Source organism: Methylophilus sp. 'Pure River', from assembly GCF_046765995.1.
GTDB lineage: Bacteria > Pseudomonadota > Gammaproteobacteria > Burkholderiales > Methylophilaceae > Methylophilus.
Genome location: NZ_JBKOUE010000013.1, coordinates 20,532 through 45,694, shown reverse-complemented (window position 1 = coordinate 45,694; position 25,163 = coordinate 20,532). Strand labels below are relative to the sequence as shown.

General features: G+C 52.4%; 22 protein-coding genes. 16 read left to right on the top strand and 6 right to left on the bottom strand.

What is annotated here, in order from left to right; translation table 11 throughout:
- The first annotated feature begins 108 nt into the window (after positions 1–108).
- The 3 genes from ACIDE9_RS13985 to ACIDE9_RS13975 are packed head-to-tail and all read left to right on the top strand — an operon-like array spanning position 109 to position 5,848.
- Positions 109–1,191, top strand: coding sequence for an efflux RND transporter periplasmic adaptor subunit (locus ACIDE9_RS13985; protein ID WP_194752660.1), 1,083 nt, complete (start codon positions 109–111; stop codon positions 1,189–1,191).
- Between the two features lie 18 nt (positions 1,192–1,209).
- Entirely contained in the window at positions 1,210–4,398 is a 3,189-nt protein-coding gene (locus ACIDE9_RS13980) for an efflux RND transporter permease subunit (RefSeq protein ID WP_194752659.1), read from the top strand.
- Positions 4,388–5,848 (top strand): TolC family protein, encoded by a 1,461-nt coding sequence (locus tag ACIDE9_RS13975; protein ID WP_411995287.1) that lies wholly within the window; start codon positions 4,388–4,390, stop codon positions 5,846–5,848. The genes ACIDE9_RS13980 and ACIDE9_RS13975 overlap by 11 nt, the downstream gene beginning before the upstream one ends.
- A 57-nt stretch (positions 5,849–5,905) precedes the next feature.
- Here the strand turns inward: ACIDE9_RS13975 and ACIDE9_RS13970 are convergent, their stop codons facing one another.
- Entirely contained in the window at positions 5,906–6,283 is a 378-nt protein-coding gene (locus ACIDE9_RS13970) for a DUF4186 domain-containing protein (RefSeq protein WP_411995286.1), read from the bottom strand.
- 6 nt (positions 6,284–6,289) lie between these two features.
- On the bottom strand, positions 6,290–7,522 hold the full coding sequence (locus tag ACIDE9_RS13965; protein WP_411995285.1) for an MFS transporter: 1,233 nt from the start codon (positions 7,520–7,522) through the stop codon (positions 6,290–6,292).
- 290 nt (positions 7,523–7,812) lie between these two features.
- Between ACIDE9_RS13965 and ACIDE9_RS13960 the strand changes: the two genes are divergently transcribed.
- The 9 genes from ACIDE9_RS13960 to ACIDE9_RS13920 all read left to right on the top strand — a co-directional run bounded on the left by ACIDE9_RS13960 (position 7,813) and on the right by ACIDE9_RS13920 (position 16,475).
- Positions 7,813–8,670 carry a hypothetical protein gene (locus ACIDE9_RS13960; RefSeq protein WP_411995297.1) on the top strand — a complete coding sequence of 286 codons (858 nt, stop codon included), beginning with the start codon at positions 7,813–7,815 and terminating at the stop codon, positions 8,668–8,670.
- A 3-nt stretch (positions 8,671–8,673) separates the two neighbouring features.
- Positions 8,674–9,312: a DNA oxidative demethylase AlkB gene (gene alkB, locus ACIDE9_RS13955; protein ID WP_411995284.1), complete on the top strand. Its 639-nt coding sequence runs from the start codon at positions 8,674–8,676 to the stop codon at positions 9,310–9,312.
- Between the two features lie 198 nt (positions 9,313–9,510).
- Positions 9,511–9,837, top strand: a complete 327-nt coding sequence (hpf, locus tag ACIDE9_RS13950; protein WP_194752653.1) for a ribosome hibernation-promoting factor, HPF/YfiA family — start codon at positions 9,511–9,513, stop codon at positions 9,835–9,837.
- Positions 9,838–9,999: 162 nt separating this feature from the next.
- Entirely contained in the window at positions 10,000–10,950 is a 951-nt protein-coding gene (gene hprK / locus ACIDE9_RS13945; protein ID WP_194742506.1) for an HPr(Ser) kinase/phosphatase, read from the top strand.
- Positions 10,951–10,969: 19 nt separating this feature from the next.
- Positions 10,970–11,851 carry an RNase adapter RapZ gene (rapZ, locus tag ACIDE9_RS13940; protein WP_411995283.1) on the top strand — a complete coding sequence of 294 codons (882 nt, stop codon included), beginning with the start codon at positions 10,970–10,972 and terminating at the stop codon, positions 11,849–11,851.
- A gap of 24 nt (positions 11,852–11,875) precedes the next feature.
- Positions 11,876–12,283, top strand: coding sequence for a PTS sugar transporter subunit IIA (locus ACIDE9_RS13935; protein WP_019881015.1), 408 nt, complete (start codon positions 11,876–11,878; stop codon positions 12,281–12,283).
- A gap of 11 nt (positions 12,284–12,294) precedes the next feature.
- A complete protein-coding gene (locus ACIDE9_RS13930; RefSeq protein WP_194752651.1) occupies positions 12,295–12,564 on the top strand; it encodes an HPr family phosphocarrier protein in 270 nt (89 codons plus the stop codon).
- Positions 12,565–14,316, top strand: a complete 1,752-nt coding sequence (gene ptsP, locus ACIDE9_RS13925; RefSeq protein WP_411995282.1) for a phosphoenolpyruvate--protein phosphotransferase — start codon at positions 12,565–12,567, stop codon at positions 14,314–14,316.
- A gap of 128 nt (positions 14,317–14,444) precedes the next feature.
- A complete protein-coding gene (locus tag ACIDE9_RS13920; protein WP_411995281.1) occupies positions 14,445–16,475 on the top strand; it encodes a M3 family metallopeptidase in 2,031 nt (676 codons plus the stop codon).
- Positions 16,476–16,521: 46 nt separating this feature from the next.
- Here ACIDE9_RS13920 and ACIDE9_RS13915 read toward each other — a convergent pair whose 3' ends face one another.
- Positions 16,522–17,175: a PEP-CTERM sorting domain-containing protein gene (locus ACIDE9_RS13915; protein ID WP_411995280.1), complete on the bottom strand. Its 654-nt coding sequence runs from the start codon at positions 17,173–17,175 to the stop codon at positions 16,522–16,524.
- Between the two features lie 143 nt (positions 17,176–17,318).
- Between ACIDE9_RS13915 and ACIDE9_RS13910 the strand changes: the two genes are divergently transcribed.
- The 3 genes from ACIDE9_RS13910 (at position 17,319) to tmpT (ending at position 19,734) form a co-directional block, all read left to right on the top strand.
- Entirely contained in the window at positions 17,319–17,630 is a 312-nt protein-coding gene (locus ACIDE9_RS13910; protein WP_411995279.1) for a hypothetical protein, read from the top strand.
- Positions 17,631–17,784: 154 nt separating this feature from the next.
- Positions 17,785–19,032 carry a hypothetical protein gene (locus tag ACIDE9_RS13905; RefSeq protein WP_194742406.1) on the top strand — a complete coding sequence of 416 codons (1,248 nt, stop codon included), beginning with the start codon at positions 17,785–17,787 and terminating at the stop codon, positions 19,030–19,032.
- 54 nt (positions 19,033–19,086) lie between these two features.
- On the top strand, positions 19,087–19,734 hold the full coding sequence (tmpT, locus tag ACIDE9_RS13900) for a thiopurine S-methyltransferase (RefSeq protein WP_411995278.1): 648 nt from the start codon (positions 19,087–19,089) through the stop codon (positions 19,732–19,734).
- Here the strand turns inward: tmpT and ACIDE9_RS13895 are convergent.
- Positions 19,731–20,390 carry an HAD family hydrolase gene (locus ACIDE9_RS13895; RefSeq protein WP_194753806.1) on the bottom strand — a complete coding sequence of 220 codons (660 nt, stop codon included), beginning with the start codon at positions 20,388–20,390 and terminating at the stop codon, positions 19,731–19,733. The genes tmpT and ACIDE9_RS13895 overlap by 4 nt on opposite strands.
- Positions 20,391–20,632: 242 nt before the next feature.
- Here ACIDE9_RS13895 and ACIDE9_RS13890 point away from each other — a divergent pair, with 242 nt between their 5' ends.
- Complete coding sequence (locus tag ACIDE9_RS13890) at positions 20,633–21,526, top strand: N-acetylmuramoyl-L-alanine amidase (protein ID WP_411995277.1); 894 nt, start codon at positions 20,633–20,635, stop codon at positions 21,524–21,526.
- A 149-nt stretch (positions 21,527–21,675) separates the two neighbouring features.
- Here ACIDE9_RS13890 and ACIDE9_RS13885 read toward each other — a convergent pair whose 3' ends face one another.
- Together ACIDE9_RS13885 and ACIDE9_RS13880 are read right to left on the bottom strand one after the other, a co-directional pair.
- Positions 21,676–22,560, bottom strand: a complete 885-nt coding sequence (locus ACIDE9_RS13885; protein WP_411995276.1) for a transglutaminase family protein — start codon at positions 22,558–22,560, stop codon at positions 21,676–21,678.
- A gap of 9 nt (positions 22,561–22,569) precedes the next feature.
- Entirely contained in the window at positions 22,570–25,110 is a 2,541-nt protein-coding gene (locus ACIDE9_RS13880; RefSeq protein WP_411995275.1) for a circularly permuted type 2 ATP-grasp protein, read from the bottom strand.
- Between the last annotated feature and the right edge of the window lie 53 nt (positions 25,111–25,163).

Here is a 25,163-nt window from a genome sequence, read left to right as displayed (position 1 = left end):
ACAAGAAAGGATAGTTTGGCGATCAAGACAGGCCCCTGCAGCCAGGCATCCGCCAACCACCTGTTTTTTGCAAGTATTTCTCTTCATTTTTTAAGATAAGAACACACTATGATTAAACAGAACTTAATCGTTTTAGGCTTGCTTGGCTCCCTGCTCAGCGCTTGTCATCAGGAAGAGGCGCACGAAGAAGCGCCACCAAAACTAGAGGTCACAACGCCATGGCACAAAGACACCATGATTACCAAGGAATATGTCTGCCAGATTCATGCCATCCAGCATATTGAATTACGCGCGCTGGAGCGCGGCTATTTGCAGGACGTCTATGCCGGTGAAGGCCAGGTCATCAAACAGGGGCAACCCATGTTCAAGATTATGCCCAATGTCTACCAGGTCGACTTGCTGAAAGCACAGGCCGAAGCCAAAACCGTGCAAATCGAGTATGAAAACACCAAGGCACTGGCTGAGAAAAACATTGTTTCGCAAAATGAGCTGGCCCTGGGCAAAGCCAAGCTGGATAAAGCCAATGCCGAAGTGCAGCTGGCACAAACCCACCTCAACTTTACCAATATCAATGCGCCGTTCACCGGCATCATGGACCATTTGCTGGTGCGAAAAGGCAGCTTGCTGGACGAAGGTGATTTGCTGACCACCTTGTCTGACAACAGCCGCATGTGGGTGTATTTCAACGTGCCTGAAGCGGAATACCTAGACTTCAAGATTCACCAAAAAAACGAAAAAGGTGTGCCGGTGCAATTGCGCATGGCCAATGGCGCCTTGTTTGACCAGGCTGGTGCGATTGAAACCGTCGAAGCCGACTTTGATAATAAAACTGGCAACATTGAGTTCCGGGCCGACTTCCCTAACCCGCACGGTTTATTACGCCATGGCGAAACCGGCACTATTTTGCTGGAAGTCCCTTACCCGAATGCCATGCTGATCCCGCAAAAAGCCACCTTTGAAGTGCTGGATAAGACCTTCGTTTATGTGGTGAACAAAGACCACAAGATCGAACAGCGCATGATTCAAATTGCCGCTGAACTGCCCCATTTGTTTATCGTGAAATCCGGCCTCAAAGACACCGACACGGTGTTGCTGGAGGGCTTGCGCCGCGTCAGAAACGGACAAAAAATCGACACCGACTACAGAGCACCTGAAAAAGTCGTTCCTGAGCTGGAACTGTACGCAGAATAATCTTAAGGTGAAAAAAACATGTTAAACATCTTCCTCAGACGACCGGTGATGGCGATTGTGCTATCACTGGTGATGATTTTCCTCGGCTTTCTGTCGATCAAAACCCTGCCAATTTCGCAGTTTCCGGAAATTGCCCCGCCGCGCGTAATCGTGACGCTGGCTTTCCCAGGTTCCAGCGCCGACGTCCTGGTGCAGTCTTCCCTGATTTCGATCGAGCGCGCCATCAACGGTGTGCCAGGCATGAAATACATTGTGTCTGACGCCACCAGCGCCGGTGAAGCGACGATACAGGTGATTTTTGACCTCGGCGTAGACCCGAACGCGGCCATGGTGCTGGTGAAAACCAGGCTGGACCAGGTCATGAGTAAACTACCGCCCCTGGTGCAGTTAGAGGGGGTGATCGTCAATACCGTACAGCCAAGCATGCTGATGTATGTGAACCTGTACAGTAAAGATAAAAATGCCGACGAGAAATTCCTGTTTAACTACGTCAACGTCAGCGTGATTCCTGAAATTCAGCGTGTCCACGGTATTGCGCAAGCGCAGAACCTGGGTAGCCGCCAGTTTGCGATGCGTATCTGGCTCAACCCGGAACGCATGCGGGCTTACAAGATCTCGTCCAAAGACGTGATGGATGCCATCAGCAGCCAGAGCGTGATTGGGCGCCCAGGTCGCTTGGGCCAGAGCTCGGGGATTTACGCCCAATCCAAAGAGTATGTACTGGTTTACAAAGGCCGCTACAACAAGCCTGAAGAGTATGGAAACATTATTATCCGTGCCGACTCTAATGGTGAAATCCTGCACCTCAGGGATATTGCCAAGATTGAGTTAGGCAGTGAGTTTTTTGATATTTACTCCAACAAAGACGGCTACCCATCTGCCGCGATTGTACTCAAGCAAAACTATGGCACCAACGCCAGCGAAGTGATTGCTGACGTGAAAACCAAGATGGAAGAGCTGAAACAAAGCTTCCCGGCTGGCATGGATTATGAAATCAATTACGACGTCTCCAAGTTCCTCGACGCCTCGATTGAAAAAGTCATTCACACGCTGGCAGAAGCTTTTGTGCTGGTCGCGCTGGTGGTGTTTATCTTCCTCGGTGACTGGCGCTCAACGCTGATCCCGACACTGGCGGTGCCTATTTCGCTGATTGGTGCCTTCTTTGTCATGAAGGCATTTGGGCTCAGTATTAACTTGGTCACACTGTTCGCCCTCGTGCTCGCCATTGGTGTAGTGGTGGATGATGCCATCGTGGTGGTGGAAGCCGTGCATGCCAAAATGGCCTCTGACCATGTCGGCCCTTACAAAGCCGTACAACGTGTGCTGGGTGAAATCGGTGGCGCCATTGTGGCCATTACATTATTGATGACCTCGGTGTTTATCCCGATCACCTTTATGCCAGGCCCGGTCGGCGTGTTCTACCGCCAGTTCGCCATTACCATGGCCTCCTCAATCGTGTTGTCCGGTATCGTGGCGCTGACATTAACGCCAGTACTGTGCGCCATGATCCTCAAAGACACGCACGGCCAGCCCAAACGCAAAACACCCATTTCGGTGTTTTTGGATGGCTTTAACTGGGTGTTTGAAAAGGTCACTGGCCGTTATACCAACTTTTTGGAAAAAGTGGTCACCCTGCGTACCGTGACCTTTGTCGTGCTGGCGCTGTTCTCGGCCGGTATTTTCTATGTCGACAAAATCCTGCCTGCCGGGTTTATCCCAGGTGAAGACCAGGGCATGATTTACGCCATTATCCAGACGCCTCCAGGCTCAACACTGGAAACCACCAACAAGGTAGCACGTCACCTGCAAACACTGGCCAAGCAAGTGGAAGGCGTGGAGTCTGTCTCCTCACTGGCGGGTTATGAAGTGTTGACCGAGGGCCGTGGCTCCAACGCGGGGACGTGTATTATCAACCTCAAGGACTGGTCTGAGCGTAAACAGTCAGTGAAACAGATCATCGAAGAGCTGGAAGAAAAAACCAAGAACTTCGGTGCGGTGGTGGAGTACTTCCAACCGCCAGCCGTGCCTGGTTATGGTGCGGCGTCTGGCCTATCTCTGCGCTTGCTGGATAAAACCACCAGCGCGGACTACTACGTGTTTGACAAGATCAACAAGGAGTTCATGCAGAACCTGGGTAAGCGCAAGGAATTGACTGGCCTGTTCACATTCTACGCAGCGAACTACCCGCAGTATGAGTTGATTATCGACAACCAGTTGGCAATGCAGAAGAAAGTATCGATCGAAGATGCCATGAACAACCTGGACATTCTGATCGGCAGTACTTACGAGCAAGGCTTTATCCGCTTTAATAACTTCTTCAAGGTGTATACCCAGGCCGGACCTGAGTTCCGTCGTTACCCCAGTGACGTGCTGAACTATTTTGTGAAAAACGAAGAGGGTGAAATGGTGCCCTACTCCGCCTTCATGACCCTCAAGAAACGCCAGGGCCCTAACGAGATCACCCGTTACAACCTGTACAACTCAGCGGCGATCCGCGCTGAACCGGCACCGGGTTACACCACTGAATCGGCCATCAATGCCGTGAAAGAAGTCGCACGTGCCACCCTGCCTAAAGGCTACGATATCGCTTGGGAAGGCCTGTCTTACGACGAAGAGAAACGAGGCAATGAAGCGCTGATGATCTTTATCGTGGTACTGGTATTTGTCTACATGGTGTTGGCCGCGCAGTATGAAAGCTTTATCTTGCCGTTCGCGGTGATCCTGTCCTTGCCTGCCGGTATTTTTGGCTCGCTGTTTCTGCTCAAGATACTGGGACTAGCCAACGATATTTACGCGCAGGTTGGCCTGATTATGCTGATTGGTCTGCTGGGTAAAAACGCCGTATTGATTGTGGAATTTGCCGTGCAGAAACATGGCCAGGGCATGTCTATCCGCGATGCGGCGATTGAAGGCGCCAAAACCCGTTTCCGCCCTATCCTGATGACCTCGTTTGCCTTTATTGCAGGCTTGATTCCATTAGTGATTGCAACAGGCGCAGGCGCCGTGGGTAACCGCACCATTGGTACCTCAGCCATGGGTGGCATGCTGTTCGGTACCATCTTCGGGGTGATTGTGATTCCAGGCTTGTACTATATTTTTGGTACCTTGGCCGATCGTAAATCACTGATCCGCAAAGAAGAGACAGAGCCTCTGACCGAGACCTACAAATACAACTCCCATCAGGATGATGATGACGATGAAGAATAAGCATTTAACCTGGATGGTCGCTGGTGCAGTGTCGTTGATGCTGCAATCGTGCGCCATCCCATTTATCACCAGCAAGCAGGCTGACACCACGCTGCCTACGCAATATCAGGAAACGGCCACGCCAGCAGGCAATAGCGCCAGCGTGAAATGGCAGGACTTTTTCGATGACCAGAACCTGGTGGCGCTGATTGATACCGCGGTGAACAACAACAAGGAAATTCATATCATGGCGCAACGTATTACGGTTGCCCAGAATGAAATCCAGGCCCGTAAAGGTGAATATTTGCCATTCGTCGGTATCGGCGCCAGCGCCGATAAAGAGAAGGTCGGTAAATATACCCGTAACGGTGCGGTTGAAGAAAACCTCGATATCAAGGAGGGCCGCTCCAACCCTAGGTTCCTCGGCAACTACCAGTTTGGGCTGGTGGCGTCGTGGGAGCTGGACGTATGGAAAAAACTGCGTAATGCCACCAAAGTGGCGGTCATGGAATATATGGCCACCATTGAGGGCAAAAACTTCCTGGTCACCAACCTGGTGGCTGAAGTTGCGCATGCCTACTATGAGTTGATTGCGCTGGATAACGAGTTGACCACGCTGGACCAGAACATCAAGATCCAGCAGAACGCGCTGGAAGTGGTGAAGCAGTTGCAACAATATGCGCGCGCTAACTCACTGGCGGTGAAACGGTTTGAAGCTGAGGTACAAAAGAACCAGAGCCGCCAGTACGTGTTGAAGCAAAGCATTGTCGAAACTGAAAACCGCATCAACTACCTACTGGGACGTACTCCGCAACCGATACAGCGCGCCTCAGCCGACTTCATGCATATGCAAAACAAAGTGATGCAAACCGGCGTGCCTTCAGAGCTATTGGCCAACCGGCCGGATATCCGCCAGGCCGAGCTGGAACTCTCTGCAGCCAAGTTGAATATTGATGTGGCCAAAGCCAACTTCTACCCGTCCTTCTCTATCCGGGCGGGTCTGGGCTTTCAGGCGTTTGATCCTAAATATCTGCTCAATATCCCGGCTTCGGTCATGGCCTCCTTCGGCGGCGAGCTGGTCGCGCCGCTGATCAACCGGAACGCGATTGAAGCGCAATACAAGAGCGCCAATGCCGTGCAGATTCAGGCAGCGTATGACTATGAGCAAAAGATTATCAATGCTTATATGGAAGTGGCGAACCAGATTGCCAATATCGACAACCTGGACAAAAACTACCAGTTGAAAAACAAGCAGGTGGAAGCATTGACGCAATCGATTGACGTCGCCAACCAGCTGTTTAAAGCCGCACGTGCCGATTACATGGAAGTGTTGCTGACACAACGTGATGCGCTGGATGCCAAAATGGAGCTGATTGAAACCAAGCAGCAACAAGTGGCTGCCGTGGTGGATTTATATCGCTCGCTGGGCGGTGGCTGGCAAACACCTGACGCAACGCCAACCAAGCAATAGTAGTTAAGTAATACCTAAAAGGGAGAAGTGCCAATGGCCTTCTCCCTTTTTTTGTTTTTAAGGCGGTTGATGTGCTTCTGGCGTTTGTAAATAGCGCAGCAACCAGTGCTCAATCACCACCACGATATACGCCTGCTCTTCCAGCGTCAGCGCACGGCCTGCAGGCAGCCGATGCCATTTAGCGAGGCAACCGCGGCAACAAGTCGCCGTTGCATGCTGTGCCACAAACACCGGGTGGCCGCGCATTGGCGTTTGCTGGCCGTCATTGGCCACCACTGCGGGCGCCAGCCTGTCAGCGATAAAGCTTTCAGCATGATTCAGTATCGTAGGCAGGCCCTTTTGCTGCAAATAGTGCAGGTCTTTTGTGTTTAAGCGGAAACCGGTACGAAAGGTAGAGCGTTGCAGGGCTTGAAACAACGACTCCAGATCGCGCATGATTTTTTAATGCAGATGAGAAAGATGCAGGTCGCGCAATTTAGGCGCCTTGATGGCGGTGACACCGACCACGGCAATCGTCATGCAGCCGCCAAATATGACGGACGGCACCAGGCCCATGAGCCTAGCTGTGAGGCCAGACTCAAACGCACCCAGTTCATTGGATGAACCAATGAAAATACCGTTGATCGCCGACACACGGCCACGCATATTATCCGGCGTCGCCAGTTGCAGAATGGTTTGCCGCAAGATCACGGATACCGCATCCATCATGCCGGAAATCGCTAAAATCACAATCGCCAGCCAGTAAGTATTGCATAGGCCAAAGGCAATCATGCATAAGCCAAACCCGGCCACCGCCAATAATAACCAGCGGCCACTGTGCTCATGAATCGGATGTTTTGCCAGCCAGAGGCCGGTCACAATCGCCCCCAGCGCAGGCGCCGCACGCAACACGCCCAGGCCTTCCGGGCCCATCTGGTAAACATCATGTACAAACGCAGGCAACATGGCGACCGTGCCGCCAAACAACACGGCAAACATATCCAGCAATTGCGCACCCAACACCACCTGCGTGCGCCGTACAAAATGCAAGCCTTCGCCTATGCTGGCAAACACGTTCATGGGCTCATGGTTGTGATGTTCTTGCACGCGTAATGTGGTTGCGGCAATAGCCGCCGCCAGGGCCAGGATGGCAGACAAGCCATAAGCAATCGACTTATCGGCAAAGCCAATGAGTAAGCCACCAATGGCCGGGCCAACAATCAGGCCAATCTGGAACATGGAGCTGCCAATGCCTGAGGCTTTGGCAATGGAGGCACGCGGAATAATCAGCGCAAACAGGGTGTTGTAACTGGGCGAAATCAGCGCCCGCGCAAAGCCGGTAAGCGCCACCGTGCCATAAATCCACCACTCGGTGTGCTGTGGATGATGCTGTGCAATCAACACCAGCAAACCCGCATTCATCGATAGGAATAAAGCCGAAACCATGGCAAAGCCACGCCGCGAGAAATAATGATCGACCGCATGCCCGGCAAACAGGGCGCTGCCCATATAAGGGATGACTTCAGCGAGACCGATCAGGCCTAGTGACCAGGGGTCATGGGTGATTTCATAAATATGCCAGCCGATGGCAACCATCATCATTTGGTACGACAGCACCATAAAAATACGATAGGTCAGCAACTTGGGGAACGCATAGCCCTGATGGGCAAGAATCTGACGAACGGATAAGGACATGGCGTCTATTATACGCTATCCCTACCAGCGGCCTGTGTATTGGCATCTTGCCGCAGAATCCCCTAAAATAGCCAGGCGGGTGCAGTGAATCAGGCAGTAGGCGGTCACGCTGATGAGCCGTCGTTGACCTCGTGCGACCCTGCCGATATAGATGAGGCGCACCCGCCTCAGTCAAATGAAGAGAATAGGCGCACCCGCCCGGACCGCTTGTCAGGAACGCTACTATGCGCCACCTTTATCACTGTTTGCGAAGCACACTATTGCTAGCCGCAATAGCTCTCAGCTTGCCAATGCTGGTGCAGGCACAAGAGGTGATGCAGGTGTGGGTGACGGTCGACTGGGAAGGTTTGTCACTAGAAGACGACAACCTGCAAGCCATACAAAAGTTTAGGCAGCAATTTCCGCAGGTGCCATTACTGCACCTGATTAATCCCGCATATTTTATCCAGCCAGGCATCAACCGCGCGCAAATTGGCAGCCAGATTCGCAGCACCTTGTTGCCACACGACACCATCGGCCTGCATATACACCCCATGCGCACACTGGTGAAATATTGCGGGATCAGCTACCAGGCCGAGCCTTCCATTTCCGGCGCGGACGAGCACTGCACACAGGCCAGTTGCGGCCACACCGTCAGCCTGGAATATGCTTATAGCCAGACGGAACTGACACGCCTGGTCAGTTGCGCCAGCGAGTTAATGGTCAGCAACGGCTTCAAATATCCGCGCCATTTTCGGGCAGGCGCCTGGCAGTTTGGCCCCAAATTGCAAGCAGCACTGGAAGCCAATCATTTCTTATGGGACAGCTCGCGTATTGATGCCAACTTGCTCACCACACGCTGGCATGCTGACAGCCCCTTAGTAAAACTGCTACAGCAATTGCACCCGCAAAGCACTCCCTTCGACCAACCCTATGCGCTGGGCTATCAGTTGATGGAGTACCCGGATAACGCCGCCATGGCCGATTACACCAGCGCCAAACAATTACTGAGCCAGTTTGAGCAATTACTCAGCACCCAACGGCCAGTGATGGTGATGGGCTTTCACCAGGAATCTGCCGCAGAGTATTTATTGCGTTTGGAACGCACCATCCCACGTATGGAACAGTTGGCCAAACAAAAAAATGTGCGTATCGAATGGATGCCTTAAGCCATGGATTTGTTTTCTGAACAAGCAGCAGAACACATCCCTCTCGCCGAGGGGGCTGTCTGGTTACCAGGCTTTGCCTTGCCCTATATGCCAGCGCTGTGGGCTTACCTGCAGCAACACCTGTCTGCACATCCGGCACAACAGATGATGACGCCTATGGGGCATCCCATGTCCGTCAAGACCAGCAGCATGGGCCACTGGGGCTGGGTCAGCAGCCCGCAAGGTTATGGTTACAGCGCACATGACCCGGTAAGCCAACAACCATGGCCAGCGATCCCCGCTGTCATCATGGCCCTGGCTGCAGCCGCTGCCGAAAAGGCAGGCTACCCAACCTTTATCCCCGATAGCTGCCTGATCAACCTTTATGCGCCCGGCAGCAAAATGGGTCTGCACCAGGATAAAGACGAAACAGACTTTTCACAACCCATCGTTTCGGTGTCACTCGGCCTACCGGCGACCTTTATGTTCGGTGGTGCCAAACGTAGCGACAAATCAGTGCGTATTCCCCTGCACCATGGCGATGTGGTGGTATGGGGAGGTGAGAGTCGGCGCTTTTACCACGGCGTTGCCGCTATCAGGCCTAACCAGCACCCGCTCGTAGGCAACAGGCGTATTAACCTGACATTAAGAAAAGCAAAGTAACCCACAATCACCGCCCCGCAGACGCTCATGCGCTCGCAAAAAAGTCTGCACAACTTCTGATTAACATCAAAAATCCGCCTCACTTCCGGGTTGCATCTGTTTCTCAAAAGAGTAAACTGAAACTGTCTTATCGAACTTTCACTTCTTTTTTATAGGTGAAAAAATCCGATGGGATAATTTCAGAAAAAGGAGTTTGTCATGAATTTACAACTTACAGGACATCATTTAGAAATCACTCCGGCACTGCGTGAGTACGTGTCATCCAAGTTCTCCCGCATCAGCAATCACTTCGATCATGTGATTGATGTCAAAGTCACCATGTCTGTTGAAAAGCTTGCCCAAAAGGTTGAAGCGACACTGCATGTACCAGGCAACGATTTGCACGCGGCTTGCAGCGACGAGAATATGTATAGTGCCATCGACATGCTTACTGACAAACTTGACCGTCAGGTATTGAAACATAAGGAAAAAAACGGTGACCACCATAAATCTGGTGGCGCAGTCAAACACCAGTTAAGTTCCTAAGTCTTGCCTACGATTCTCTACCCGTACGGGTAGAGAATTCACCCCACCCCTCAGCACATCACTTTTACGTCGTTTCACCGCTTTTACGTCAATTCACGCCCGACACACCACATTCAGTTGTAAAATGGCTGTCAATTCCATGTTTACATGTTGATAACGCGTATGGCGCAAATCTCAGTCGCTGATTTGTACAAACAGATTCGCAGCAAACTCAAATTGAAATGGGTGGCAGGCGAGTCTGGCAGTCAAAAAATACTGAATTCCGGCACTGTCACCAAACCTTCATTGGCATTGGTCGGGCATTTGAATTTTGTGCACCCTAACCGCGTGCAAGTGCTAGGCTGTGCCGAAATGGATTACCTGGCGGGCCTGAGCATCCTCGCGCTGCAACAGGCGGTGAGTAATTTATTTTCAACTGACCTGGCCATGGTGGTCATCGCCAACGGTGAAAAAGTGCCGCCTATCATGCTGGAAGCCGCCCAGCAAACACAAACCCCTTTATTTACCACGCCCATGATCAGCCCGCAGCTCATGGAGTTGCTCAGCCATTATCTGGCGGTGTCCACCGCAGAAACCACCAGCATGCACGGCGTGTTTATGGAGGTGCAGGGGTTTGGGGTGCTGATTACCGGTAGCGCGGCCATTGGTAAAAGCGAACTCGCGCTGGAGCTGATTTCACGCGGGCACCGCCTGGTGGCAGATGATATTGTCGACTTTTACCGTATCTCCCCCGAGCGCATTGAAGGGCGTTGCCCCGAGTTGTTGCAGGATTTTCTGGAGGTGCGCGGCCTGGGCATTTTGAACATCCGCGCACTCTATGGCGATAATGCGGTCAAACCGACTAAACCGCTGGATATGATGATACAGCTGGAACTGGCCGATGAAATGAAGCCGCAAGACCTGGACCGTTTGAGTGCAAACCGGCAAACCCAGCATGTGCTGGATGTTGAGGTCAGCAAGGTCATTATCCCGATTGCGGCTGGCCGAAACATTGCGGTGCTGGTTGAAGCCGCCGTGCGTAACCATATGCTGTTGCTGCGCGGCGTCAATGCCACCAAGCAGCTCACCCAGCGGCAAAAACAAATCATGCTCAGAGAAAGCAAATTACGATGAACAAAAAGTGGTCACGCGCATGCAACTGGTGATTGTCACAGGCTTATCAGGCTCGGGTAAAACCATCGCGCTGCGTGTGTTTGAAGACAGCGGTTATTACTGTATTGATAACCTGCCCGCCACCCTGCTGCCGCATATTCAAAGCCACGTTGCCGACCGCGATGCCGCCAAAGTGGCAGTCAGCATTGATAGCCGCAGCATTGCCATTGAGTCTTTGGCCGACATCGTACAAGCCCTGAAAACACAAGGCATTGCCGGGCATCTGCTGTTTCTGGATGCCAGCTTGGAAACCCTGGTCAAACGCTTTTCTGAAACACGCCGCAAACATCCACTCAGCACACCTGATCAGGCGCTGGCTGAAAGCATTAACCACGAACGCGACCTGCTCTCTGGCCTGAATAACCTGGGGCATCATGTAGACACCAGCAATTTGTCAGCCAATGCCTTGCGCCACCATACGCGCGACTGGATGCTGCAAATTGAGCAAGGCTACCAAGAGGCACGGCCGCACTCGCTGGTGTTATCGTTTATTTCGTTCGGCTTCAAACATGGTATCCCGCTGGATGCCGACTTTGTATTTGATGTGCGCAGCCTGCCTAACCCGCATTACGACCCGATTTTGCGTCCTTACAATGGCAAGCAGGCGCCAATTCAGCAATTTTTACAAAACGAAGCCATGGTGCTTGAAATGCAGCGTGACATTCAGCACTATATAGAAAAATGGCTACCAAGCTTTTATCACGACCATCGCAGCTATGTCACCATCGGCATTGGCTGCACAGGGGGGCAACACCGTTCCGTCTATCTAGTGGAACAACTGGGGGCATATTTCAAGCAACAGCATCAGGTCATGATCCGTCATCGTGAATTACAGGATGCCCATGCCACGGTTAGCCCTTAAATTACGGAGTCTGAGAGCAAAATTATGATTGGTGTATTGATTATTGCGCATGGCAGCCTGGGCCCCAGCCTGATCGATTGCGCAACCCATGTGATGGGTAATCGCCCGGCACAGCTGGATTTCCTGGAAATTTCCAAACATGACGACCCGGCCAGCGTATTGCCCAAGGCGCAGGTACTGGTGAAGCAACTGGATAGTGGTCAGGGTGTACTGGTCTTGTCAGATATTTATGGCGCGACGCCCTGCAACATTGTCACCCGATTGCTGACGCCTGATGAAATTGAAGGCGTCGCCGGGGTCAACCTGCCCATGCTGGTACGTGTGTTGAATTACCGCCATGAAGGCCTGCACTCCTGTATCCAGAAAGCTCTGAGTGGCGGTCGCGATGGCGTCGTCCACTTTACCAAAACCACTTGTCACCACGCCCAATAACTTAAACATCTATGGCAAAACTCTCTCTCGAAATTATCAATAAACTCGGCTTGCACGCACGTGCCTCCACTAAATTCACCCAAACTGCCAGCCAGTTCAAGAGTGAAGTCTGGGTGGAAAAAAACGGCAGACGCGTCAATGCCAAAAGCATTATGGGGGTCATGATGCTGGCTGCCGCCAAAGGTAGCATCATTGATATCGAAGCCACGGGCGCAGATGAAGCGCAAGCAATTGCGGCGCTGCAGGCGCTGGTGAACGACTACTTTGGTGAGGGCGAATAATTGACCAGTTTCAGCATGCACGGTGTGGGCGTGTCCAGTGGCATTGCCATTGGCCATGCACACCTGATCTCCCATGCCTTGCTGGAGGTGGTGCATTTTAAAATAGATGCCGATGGCGTCGATGAAGAAATCGCCCGTTTTGAGCGTGCCATTGACCTGGTCAAGCAGGACCTGGAACAGCTCAAGTCCCAGCTCCCAAAAAATGCGCCTGCCGAACTGAGTGCATTTATTAATACACATTTGGCCATGCTAACGGATAAGTCACTCTCCGAGGCACCCAAGACGATTATCCGCAATGAGTTGTGCAATGCCGAATGGGCGCTCAAGCAACAAATGGACGATATTGTTGCCCAGTTTGACGCCATTGAAGACGCTTATTTACGTGAGCGCAAACAGGATGTGGTGCAAGTTGTTGAGCGCGTGATCAAGGTATTGCTGGGCCGCGACCAACTGGCTGCCAGCGAAAAGAAACTGCAAGCGCGGCAAGAGCGCGCCATGATCCTGGTCGCACATGATGTGTCACCAGCCGACGCCATCCAGTTTAAACACCACCAGTTTGCTGCGTTTATTACCGATGTCGGCGGCGTCACCTCGCACACCGCCATCCTCGCACGCAGCCTGAATATTCCATCCATTGTGGCGCTGCAACGTGCCCGTGATTTAATCAACGATGGCGAGCTGATGATCGTAGACGGTGCCGCAGGCGTGGTCATCGTCAATCCAGACCCGGAAGTCCTGTCCGAGTATCAACTCAAACAAAACCAGTGGCAACTGGCGCAACAAAAACTGCAACTGATCAAAACGACCAAAGCAGTGACAGTGGATGGCGTGGCGATTGATTTATTCGCCAACATTGAAGTGCCGGAAGACGTGATTAGCGCCAAAGCCTCCGGTGCGGTGGGGGTCGGTTTATACCGGACCGAGTTTCTGTTTATGAACCGTGCAGAAATGCCAGACGAGCAGGAACAATTCGAGGCCTACAAACACGTGGCCGAGGCCATGAAAGGCCACCCGGTGACTATCCGCACTCTGGATATCGGTGCCGATAAACAACTCAACCCGGATGAGGTGGTCACCGCCACCAACCCCGCACTAGGTTTGCGCGCCGTGCGCTATTGCCTGGCCGAGCCACATATTTTCCATACGCAGTTCCGCGCACTGTTGCGCGCGTCGCATTACGGGCAAGTTAAAATCCTGATTCCCATGCTGTCGACGTTGGCTGAATTACGCCAAACAAAACTATTGCTGGAACGAGCCAAAGAGTCGTTACGCCAGCAAAAAATTCGGTTTGACGAGCAGATCCAGCTCGGCGGCATGATAGAAATCCCTGCTGCCGCCATTAATGCAGACGCTTTTGCACAAGAACTGGACTTCTTATCGATAGGCACCAACGACCTCATTCAATACACGCTGGCGATTGATCGCGCGGATGACGCCGTCGCACATTTGTACAACCCACTGCACCCGGCAGTGCTGCGCCTGATCCAGATCACGATTCAGGCCGCCGCCAAATATGGCAAATCAGTCTCGGTCTGTGGTGAGATGGCGGGCGATATCAAATTGACGCGCCTGCTGGTCGGCATGGGTATGCGCCAGTTGTCCATGCACCCGGCCCATATCCTGAGCGTGAAATCGCAAATCCTGCAGAGCGAAGAGAGTGTACTGGCCAAGCAGGCCAAAAAAATCCTGTCATTCAATGACCTGGAAAAAATTGTCCCACTGATTAAAAAATATAACGGCGAGCTGCTTTAGCAAGAGGTGCGCAGCCTCTTGCATTTAGTAAACTCATCACCATCATCAATATATACAATCACCCAAACGCGAACATTTGGCCAATAATAGGCCTCTATCAGATATTGCAACCCTCAAAGGATACCGTTGTGAGCACTAATCCATTACTCGTTTTTAACGGCCTGCCAAAATTCAATGATATCCGCCCCGAGCATGTGTCTCCGGCGATAGACAGCCTGCTGACCGAAGGCCGTGCCCTGGTTGAGCAATTAGCGACCACCAGCGAAACACCTGACTGGCAGAATTTTGTGCAGCCAATTGAGAATTACTCTGAAAAATTATCACGTAGCTGGGGGCCAGTCGGCCATATGAATGCCGTGGTCAACACACCAGAGTTGCGCGAGGCCTACAATGACAACCTGGCCAAACTGACTGACTTTTATAGCGACCTGTCGCAAGATGAGCGCCTGTATAACAAATATAAAGCCATCCAGGCCAGCACAGGCTATGCCACACTCAGCCGTGCGCAGCAAAAAATCATAGACAATGAAGTGCGTGGTTTTAAACTCGGTGGTGCTGAGTTACCAGCCGCAGAGAAAGTGCGTTTTAAAGAAATTGCCGAACAATTATCCAAGCTGGGCAGCAAGTTTGAAGAGAACATTCTCGACAACACCAACGACTTCAAACACTTGGTTGCAACGGCAGACGAACTGGGTGGCCTGCCGGAAGATGCCCTGCAAGCGGCGGCTGAGGCCGCCAAGGCAGAGGGCAAAACAGGCTATCTGTTCACTTTGCACTTTCCCTCTTATATGCCAGTCATGCAGTATTGCGAAAACCGCGCACTGCGTGAAACGCTTTATCGTGCCTATGCCACACGTGCCTCAGAGTTTAGCAAACCGGAGTGGGATAACACGCACCTGATTGCCGACCTGCTGAAACTCAAACGCGAAGAAGCGCAACTACTGGGCTTTGGCAACTATGCAGAGCTATCGCTCGCGACCAAGATGGCCGATACTCCAGCACAAGTGATCGACTTTTTGGACACCCTGGCAAAACGCGCCAAACCCTACGCTGAAAAAGACATGGCCGAGTTAAAAGCCTATGCTGAAAAACTCGGCTTTAGCGATATGCAAGCCTGGGACGTGGCGTTTATCAGCGAAAAACTGCGCGAAGAAAAATATGCTTTCTCTGACCAGGAAGTGAAACAATACTTTCCCGAAGACAAAGTGCTGGCTGGCCTGTTTAAAGTGGTGGAAACTATTTTTGGCGTACAAGTACGCAAAACTGATGCCCCGCTATGGCATAAAGACGCCAGCTTTTACGAGATCAGCGACCAGCAGCGTCAGCCGATCGCCTACTTTTACCTGGATTTATATGCCCGCCAAGGCAAACGCGGCGGCGCCTGGATGGACGAATGCATCACGCGCCGCAAAACCGCCAACGACATTGAACTGCCTGTCGCCTACCTGACCTGTAACTTCTCGGCACCCGTCGGCGACAAGCCTGCCCTGTTTACACACGACGAAGTCATTACCATGTTCCATGAGTTTGGTCACGGCTTGCACCACATGCTGACGCAAGTGGATGAATACAGCGTGTCTGGCATTAAAGGTGTGGAATGGGATGCGGTAGAGCTGCCCAGCCAGTTTATGGAAAACTTCTGCTGGGAATGGGATGTTTTACGTCATATGACTGCCCACGTGGACAGTGGTGAGCAGTTGCCGCGTGTATTGTTCGACAAAATGGTGGCCGCCAAAAACTTCCAGGCCGGCATGCAGACCGTGCGCCAAATCGAGTTTTCGCTGTTCGATATGCGTTTGCACAGCACCTTTGACCCGGCGAGCAAACAAACCGCGCTGGATGTCCTGGAGCAAGTGCGTAACGAGGTCGCCGTGCTGCGACCACCCTCATGGAACCGCTTCCCGAACAGTTTCAGTCATATTTTTGCCGGCGGTTATGCCGCAGGCTACTACAGCTACAAATGGGCTGAAGTGCTGTCTGCCGATGCCTACAGCCTGTTTGAAGAACTGGGCGTACTGTCTGAAACGGCGGGTAGCCGCTTTAAAAACGAAGTGCTGGCGCAAGGCGGTGCCCGCCCGGCCATGGAGTCGTTTGTCGCCTTTAGAGGCCGTGAGCCGAGCATGGATGCTTTGCTCAGGCATAATGGCATGACAAATTAATAAAAAAGCTCCGTTAACGGAGCTTTTTTATTAATCGGGTTAACATTCAGCGAGATTTTCTCATTGAATATAGCGTCATCAATAGCAAGCCCAGTGCAACCAACGAAAGCACGGATGGCTCAGGAACCCCGGAGACTGTCTGCAAAACGATATTATCAAATTGCACGCCAGGAAATGCAGAACTATCAATCGCAAATTGAGTTAATCCGGTAAATCCTACCAATGAATAAGCCGTCAATATATTCTCGGCACTCGAATTGGGTAAAGTGATTACCTGACTAACAATAGTCCCATCCACTTTAAGGCCATAAATAGTGGTTTGATATGGCACTCCTACTTCGCGATCAACGCCAAAAGGATCATTCAACCCCAGCGTCACTGGCGCAAGATCGACTGACAGGAAATCAAAGCTGGTGCCTGTATTGTTCTCCACAAAAACCATACCCGAATTAAAAGTAGTGAGCGCAGTACTCCCGGCAAAACGGGGGTCAAATGCACCTGCACTTGCAAAACTGTAAGGAACAGGATTCGAAGCCGTAAAAGTATAGCCTGAATCAACATAAGGGCCTGCAATGAAGGTATAGCCAATGTCATTCTGCTTTAGGCTTTCGAAATCAATAGTCACTGTCGCAGCATTCACAGTCTTGACTAAAGATACAGCCATCGCTAGCACAATCAAAAAACTTTTAAATTTATACATGTTGTTACCCTCTCTCCGTCGCCGCTATCCTAGCTTAAAACTGCAAGACTGTGCAAAGGAAATACATGTCCTTCGCGAAGGTCTGTACTTTCTAACGTGTTTGCCTTAGTCTTACTGCAACTTTTGCTTTGTAAGGTCAATAGATGCCGCGCACCTCTGTCACACTCATAATGTTGCTATGCTTCATTGCAGGTTCAGCTAAAGCAACGTCCAGCCAACCTGACGACATTCAAGCCAAGACACCGGAGGGCGACGAGGTGATCCTACATTCCAATGGCTACTGGGAGTTTAAGGATGCCAAGAAAGCAGAAGTGGCCAAAGTCAAAGTGGAGGAGTTTGAGCGCAGCAACGGCTGCCCTTTAGGCATGCGGCCCAGCTTTTTGGGCATGGGGCGCTGCATTGCCTACGACGACCCGATTCTCAAACGCGGCTCACTCAGTGGCAAAGGCCGTTAAATACCCAGAACTTCAAGCACTAAAACAGGGCAGCCATGGCGGCACTGTGTGCATCCCTCGACGCCAACTCACTGATAGTACTTGGTTTTCTCCGGCAAAGCCAAGTGGAACGCGCCTTGCTTAAACATGGTTTTACATTGAATGTTAAAGCACCATGATTAACTCTCTCGACTTTGCCCGCCACGGCGATAAACAAAATTCCGCCTTCTTTGAGGAGTATCTGCAAAAACTGCTGGAAGAGCGTGACCAGATGGGCCTGACCGAGATGATTCAGGAAATTGATGCGTTAATGATTACGGTGGACCCGGATCATTCGATTCAATATATCGCCGAATTGTCGCTGATGACCTCCTACCATTACCTGGTTACGCTGGAGAGTGAAAAACATTGGACCCATGTATTACGCATAGACCTCAACTCGCCGGATTTACTGGTGCGCGAGGTGAAAGACCCTAACCTGCGCGGCATTTTCCGCTCGCTGAATGAGATTTACCCGGTGGGCGCGCGCAAGCCTAACAGCCGTTATATGGGTGAAATAATCCGCGTCAGCAATATGCATGAAGTGGTGAAATTACAGGAAGAACGCGAGTTCCGCTTCTTCACGCAAGACGAGGTGCGCAAGCTGGAATTACCAGGCAATGTGGCCATCAGCAAGCCGTCACCGTACACGCACAATATCGTCGGCTATATGAAACGCGAGCCTGGCGAACTGCGGGTATACTCGCTAGGTATCAGCACCATACGCGCGGATGTACAGGCCGCCTATGAGCAAGCCAAAGACCAGCAAGCCAAGCTACGTATCGACGACCTGATTTTGCCGGTAGACCACCTGGCCACGCGCGTGTATAGCCAGAACCGCGAAGTGGCCATCCTGGAATATTTATCCTGGTCCAGCTACTTTTTCTGGGGCGCTTACAATATCTGGGACCAGAACTCCTCTACCAATGTGACCAAGAGCGTGCACGGCTTTGCCGAAACCAAGAGCCCGGCCAAAGTGTTCACCGCCAACAACACGCCTTACTTCGTCAATCACCTGGAAAAATTGCCCTCTCCTACTGAAACCTTTGTGCGCAACTATGGCCCGCGCCTGCATCATATTGCCTTGTCGGTGAAAGACGGTACGCGCGATGGCAAAGAAAATATCGACTTTGTCGTCAATGCCATTGCCAGCCAGGGCAAGGGCTTTTTGCTGGATGTGATAGGCTCAAAAGAAGAAGGCCTGAAGCAGATTTTCTCCAATGCCTCTGAGCACTCGTCACTGATTATTGAATACGTGCAACGTTATGATGGCTTTGATGGTTTTTTCACGCGTGACAATGTCGCCAAGCTTACAGAAGCCGCCGGGGTAGAAGAAGGGGTACTGGAAGCACAAGCCAAACTGAGCCAGTTAGCGGGCAAGTAATCTGGCAAGCATATCTGCCTTATACTATGCGCTGCTTTTCATGACCCGCATATCATGCATCACGACTTCTGGCATCAACGCTGGCAACACCAGCAAATCGGCTTTCACTTACATGAGGTCAACCCGTTTTTACTGGCCCATGTTGAGGCACTCAAATTGCAGCCCGGTCACCGTATATTGGTGCCGCTCTGTGGCAAAACGCTGGATATCCATTGGCTGTTGGCGCAAGGCGTGCAAGTGGTGGGCGCCGAACTTAGCGCCATAGCCGTAGATGCCTTGTTTGCTGAACTCAACCTCGTTCCTGAAATCACGCAGACAGGCACACTCAAGCATTACCGCACAGCCCAGTTAGAAGTCTTTCAAGGTAATTTTTTCGCGCTGGACCGGACGCTGCTTGGGCCTGTGGATGCCGTATATGACCGTGCCGCCCTGATTGCGCTGCCGAATGAAATGCGCCGGCAGTACAGCCAGCACTTAATCAATCTCACGCACACCGCGCCGCAACTCCTGATTAGCTTTGCCTATGACCAATCGCTATTGCAAGGCCCGCCGTTTAGCGTCAACAAAGAAGAAGTTGGCGCGCACTACCAGGCGCATTACCAGTGCACAGAACTGACCAGTGTATTCATGGAAAAAGGCTTGAAAGGGCAATATCCTGCTGAGGAAACGGCCTGGTTACTCAGCCCGAGAAGCTCGAACTAAATGACACAACCCGCGAGCGTCTCATGGTGCGCCAGCCAGTGCTGCAAACTCTCAACCACCTGATGTGCCCCTGCACGGACTTGCTCGCTAGGTTGCCTGAGGTCTGGCACCACCACCACGCGCAAACCTGCAGCAATCGCCGCCTGTGCTCCCAGCTCACTGTCTTCAAAGGCAATGCATTCGTCTGCGTGCAAGCCCAGTTTTTCCAGCGCTAGTAGATAAATATCCGGATTGGGTTTGCCGCGCTTCACCTCTTGCCCGCTGGTGACATGGCTAAAGTAATCCAGCACGCCAGTGTGGGTTAAACGATGTGTGATATGCGGCATGGGCGAAGAAGAAGCCACGCTGCACACAACGCCTTGCGACTGATAGTACTGCAACAAGGCATGTGCGCCGTTTTTGAGTGGAAACGCATGGTCGCGCGCGTCGAGAAAAGCATTCAGGCCCTGCATCACGTGCTGAAAATTGGCTTCGCTCCCTAACTGCTGCGTCATCAGCCGGGTCGAGTCAGACCATACTCGCCCAACCAATTCGACATATTCGGCCTGGGTATAAGTAATGCCTATGCTGGCCGCCGCCTGTATGCAGCCTTGCATAATAATGCGCTCAGAGTCGATCAACAGACCGTCCATGTCAAAAATAGCCGCTTTAATCACTGACAACGCTCATTGATGAAATAAAACACCATTTTACCGCGACTGCGTTGCGGCTAAACACACACTTGCTGGCAGACATGGGTTTATTTGTTGCCAACACACCATCAAACAAACACAACTTAACAAAGAGCGGCTAATATAAAACCACATGACAGCAGCAGAGGCTGCTCATGCCATACAGAGATCGCCACAGCAGCGTGGATGAACAGGTGGCGGCACTTAAACAATCAAGGAGCCCCTCCATGGATAAAGCAAAACTGTATACCTTGCGCTGGTCAGCCATGCAAATTGCCAGGCTGTCTGCCGACCCCAAAGTCGATGCACTGGCGCTCAGCCAGATTGAAATCCTGTCACAACTGCTGGAAGAGCCGGTTCCCGAAGAGTTCAGGCCACCCGAACCACCGCGCCCCAGCCTGCATCCTGAGGAAGCTGCCCCAGAAAAAAAGCGTTATCCGGTCGGCGAAAGAAAACTGTGGTACCCGGAAGCCGTCATACGCACCGACATTAAACGCGCCGCCCAGGGTGAATACCCGAAAGCCTATCCTTATGGCGCGATTGTGCACTTCACAGCCGGGCAATACACCAAAGGGCTGGAAAACGCGGTGAGCGCCATTACTAGCAGCCCGTATTTCTTTTGCTGCATCAGCACCGATGGCAAACTGGTACAGGCAAACCCGCTCAACCAATGGGGCTACCACGCTGGGGAAAGTGCCTGGACCATTGCTGGTGCGAAATGTAATGGCGTGTCCAATTTTCTGGTCGGCATAGAAATCACCAACCCGGGGCGGCTAGAGGTGCATAACGGTAAGTATTACACCTATTGGGATACCAGCCATAAGCAACCAATAGACGCCAAAAAAGTGCGTGTGATTGATAAAAATACCGACAACATCCTGGCTGGGGCTTATCTCCCCTACACCAAAGCGCAGGAAACCACTCTGCTTGAGTTTTTGCTCTGGGCCAAGGCAAACAATCCCAGCGTCTTTGATTTTGATTATGTCCTCGGCCATGACGAAGCGGCAGGTCCCAAAGGCATAGGCCGCTGGCGTAAAAATGACCCTGGCGGCGCCTTGTCGATGACCATGTCTGAATTCAGGCAACTACTTAAAGACGAGTATAAAAAGCGCTATGGCTAATCACGATAGGTAAAAAAATGCCCCGACAAGTCGGGGCTAACGTGGACTTTACTACTTACCTACTCCTCACATGGCGTAGATTAAACGTTGTACGAACGCCGAGAGTTGATCAATATCAAATCAACGGCTAAATAGCACTGAAAATGACGCTAGGCGGCGTACGCTAATGGTGTCACCGTCACACTGACTGTCAGTTGCTGCTGGCCGCCCCCCAGCACCACGCCGCGCATGGGCGACACATCCCCAAAATCGCGCCCCCAGGCCACGGTAATATGTTCCTGCTGCACCAGGCAATTGTTGGTCGGGTCAAAGTCCACCCAGCCATTGACCGGGCAATAGACGGATACCCAGGCATGTGAAGCATCTGCGCCCACCAGCCGTGGCTGGCCTGCGGGAGGATGTGTGAGGATATAGCCACTGACATAACGGCATGCCAGGCCCAATGAACGCAAAGCACCAATCATCAGGTGAGCAAAATCCTGGCAGACGCCGCGGCGGCCTTTGAGTACTTCATCCAGCGGCGTTGAAATGTCTGTTGCCTGCGCATCAAATTCAAATTCGGCGTAGATCTGCTGTGTCAACGCCATCGCGGCCTCCAGCAACGGACGTTGCGGCGTAAAACACGTTTGTGCAAACGTGGCCAACGCCTCACTGCATTTCACTCTTGCCGTGGCATAAATAAACGGCGTGGCTTCGAGATGCTGCGTCCCCTGCAATTGCAACATAGCCTGCACCTGCTCCCAAGCGGGGCTTTGCATGAGTGTTTGCATGGTGGGGCGCGGCTGTACATCAACCTGAAAACGTGAAGTGACTTCCAGTGACTGATGCGGGGTCAGCAGTGTCAAATAATCATTATGGTTGCCAAAAAAATCACAGCGCCGCGATTGCTCGGCAGGCGATGGCTCACACGCAAGGGTATAAGAAACGCACTGCTGGAAGTCCGTCTGGCGCGGCATCATATGCAATAACTGTTGCGACTGGATCACAGACGTATCGTAGCTATACACGGTTTGATGTTCGACCTGGTAGCGCATCACTTTCCCTTAATGCCCAGGTGTCACCAGCGGACTGGCATAACTGAAAAAACGCAGACTCAAGCGGTCTGACAAGGTGAGCGTCACCGCATAGGTGCGGTTAAGCCACTCGGCCAAAGCAGTATTTCCTGCCGTAAAAGATTGATCAGGATCGAGTTGCAACAATGCCTGCCAGCAATTATTCAGCTCAGTGGCGATGCCGCCCGCATTGTCCTGCGCGTCCATTTCTTCCAGGTATTTGACCAGGCCCTTGATCTGGAACACCACAGAATTAGGGTTATTATCATCCATCAACAACAAATCCAGCACCGGTAACCACTCTGGCTGTGCAGCATAACGGGCCCGATAGGTGACCAGGTTATTGGTGACCTGCAACAACCACTCCAGGTTGCTGTGCTGTGGCATGCCGAGCGCACGGCTCAACAGCACACACATAAACTGCAAGCGCTCTATGCGTCGCCCCAGGGACATAAAACGCCAGCCCAGGTCACGCGTCATCCAGTCCATGGCAAAGCCCGTCAGGGTAACGAAATGATTAATGGCCTGCTCAATATAAGACAAGGCATCCTGGAGAGTGGCATGCTGGTGACGGGTAATAAACAGGCGTGACAATACGTTCACCGTCCGCCAGTGGTCATTCGAAATGCGTTCACGCAGGTTGAATGCCTGCTGAAACAATTGCTGCACACTGGTAGCCAGACTGCTGGACTGTTGTGAGAACACGGCCTGAATCAGCAACGGTTCAATATCATCATCCGTCCAGGGTTGCCAGCTGGCAATGGCCTCTTCATCTTCCGGGTTGGGTAACAGGTCAAACCACTGGCACAAGCCCTGCATGGTCGCCCACTCGCCGTCGCGCATCTCCGGCGTGTACTCGAGCAAGGCGCGGATGGTGGCACGTAACATGATGGCTTTTTGCAGATTACGCACTGAGTAACGGCCATACCAGAACAGGTTTTCTGCCATGCGGCTGGACAGGTAGGCATTTTCACGCACCAGGTCCTGGCTGGAGCTGGTTTTACGCAACAGGCTGAACGGCGGTTGGCTGTCAGGCGAGAGCACCCAGGTATCTTTGCTGGTGCCGCCACGCTGCATGGTGACCACGCGGGCATCTTTACCGCTGGCCACGCGCGACAAGCCGCCTGGCAGGATGGCATAGCCGTTAGGCGTCGCAAAGGCATACACCCGCAAACTCACGGCGAGCGAGCCGATTTGCGGATGGCTCTGGTGGCTGGTCAGCACCGGCGCATGCGAAATATCCACTTGCTCCTGCGCAATATAGTGGTCGGGTTGCGCCCGCAACTTGGCAATCAGCGATTCTTTTTGGCCCGGGTTCAAATCCTCCCCAAAAATGGGGGATGACCGCACTTGCGGATAAGCCGGTTTGATGACGAGGTCATCCAGGTGCTGGATCACATATTCCAGGGCGGCTGGTTCACCACACCACCAGGTAGCCACCGAAGGCATACGTAAGGTTTCGCCTAACACTGACTGGCATAAGTTAGGCAAGAAACCGAGCAAGGCGCCAGATTGCAGCAAATTGGCACCCAGGGCATTGGCAATCAACACATTGCCCAATCGCGCGGCCTGCGTCAGGCCAGCCACACCCAGCAAGGACTCGGCATTCAGTTCCAGCGGATCACAGTAGTCGTCATCAATACGCCGCAAAATCGCATGCACGGGCTTGAGTCCGGCAATGGTTTTTAGCCACACCACGCCATTGCGTACGGTGAGGTCACTACCTTGTACCAGCGGATAACCGAGGTAGCCCGCCAGGAAGGACTGCTCGTGGTAGGTTTCGTTATAAGGTCCGGGGGTCAAAATAACCACCAATGGCGGCTCCCCTTGACCCAGCGCGGCGATACCGGGTACCGTTCGTGCCTGGTTATCCGCCACGCGGTGTCCCCAGTGCGCCAGACTATCGCGCATGCTGGCAAAAAAGCCGCTCAGGCGCTCAATATTCAGGTCACGGAACAGCTCGGGAAACGCACTCGTAATAATGGTACGGTTTTCCAGCGCATAGCCCGCGCCAGTTGGCCCTTGCGTGCGGTCAGACACCACCCACCACTGGCCGTTAGGCGCGCGTGCAATATCGACGGCATAGCTATGCAATGCAATATTGTCATAATGTGGAATCCCGACACAAGACGGCAAAAAGCCGTTATGCCCGTAAATCAATGCCGGGGGCAATTGACCATCGGCCAACAGCCGCTGCTCGCCATAAACATCCAGCAATACCTGGTTAAGCAAGGTAGCACGCTGTGCAACCGAAGCGGCAATGTGCTGCCATTCGTCTTGCGGAATAATCAGTGGCAGGACATCCAGATCCCAGGGCCGCTGCACGCCATGGGTATCGGCATAGACGTTATAAGTGACACCGTTATCCCGCACCTGGCGCTGCACGGCTTCCACGCGTTTACGCATGGCGGTCGGCTCTTCAGACTCCAGCTGTGCCAGCAAGGCCTGCCAGTGCGGACGTGCCTGACCGCTGCTATCCAGCAGTTCGTTGTAGCGGTCAGAAAAATACAGTTGGTTAAGCACTGGTTGCATGCGGGATCAGGAGAAAAAATACATTACATTACATTACAAGACAATGAGTGTAA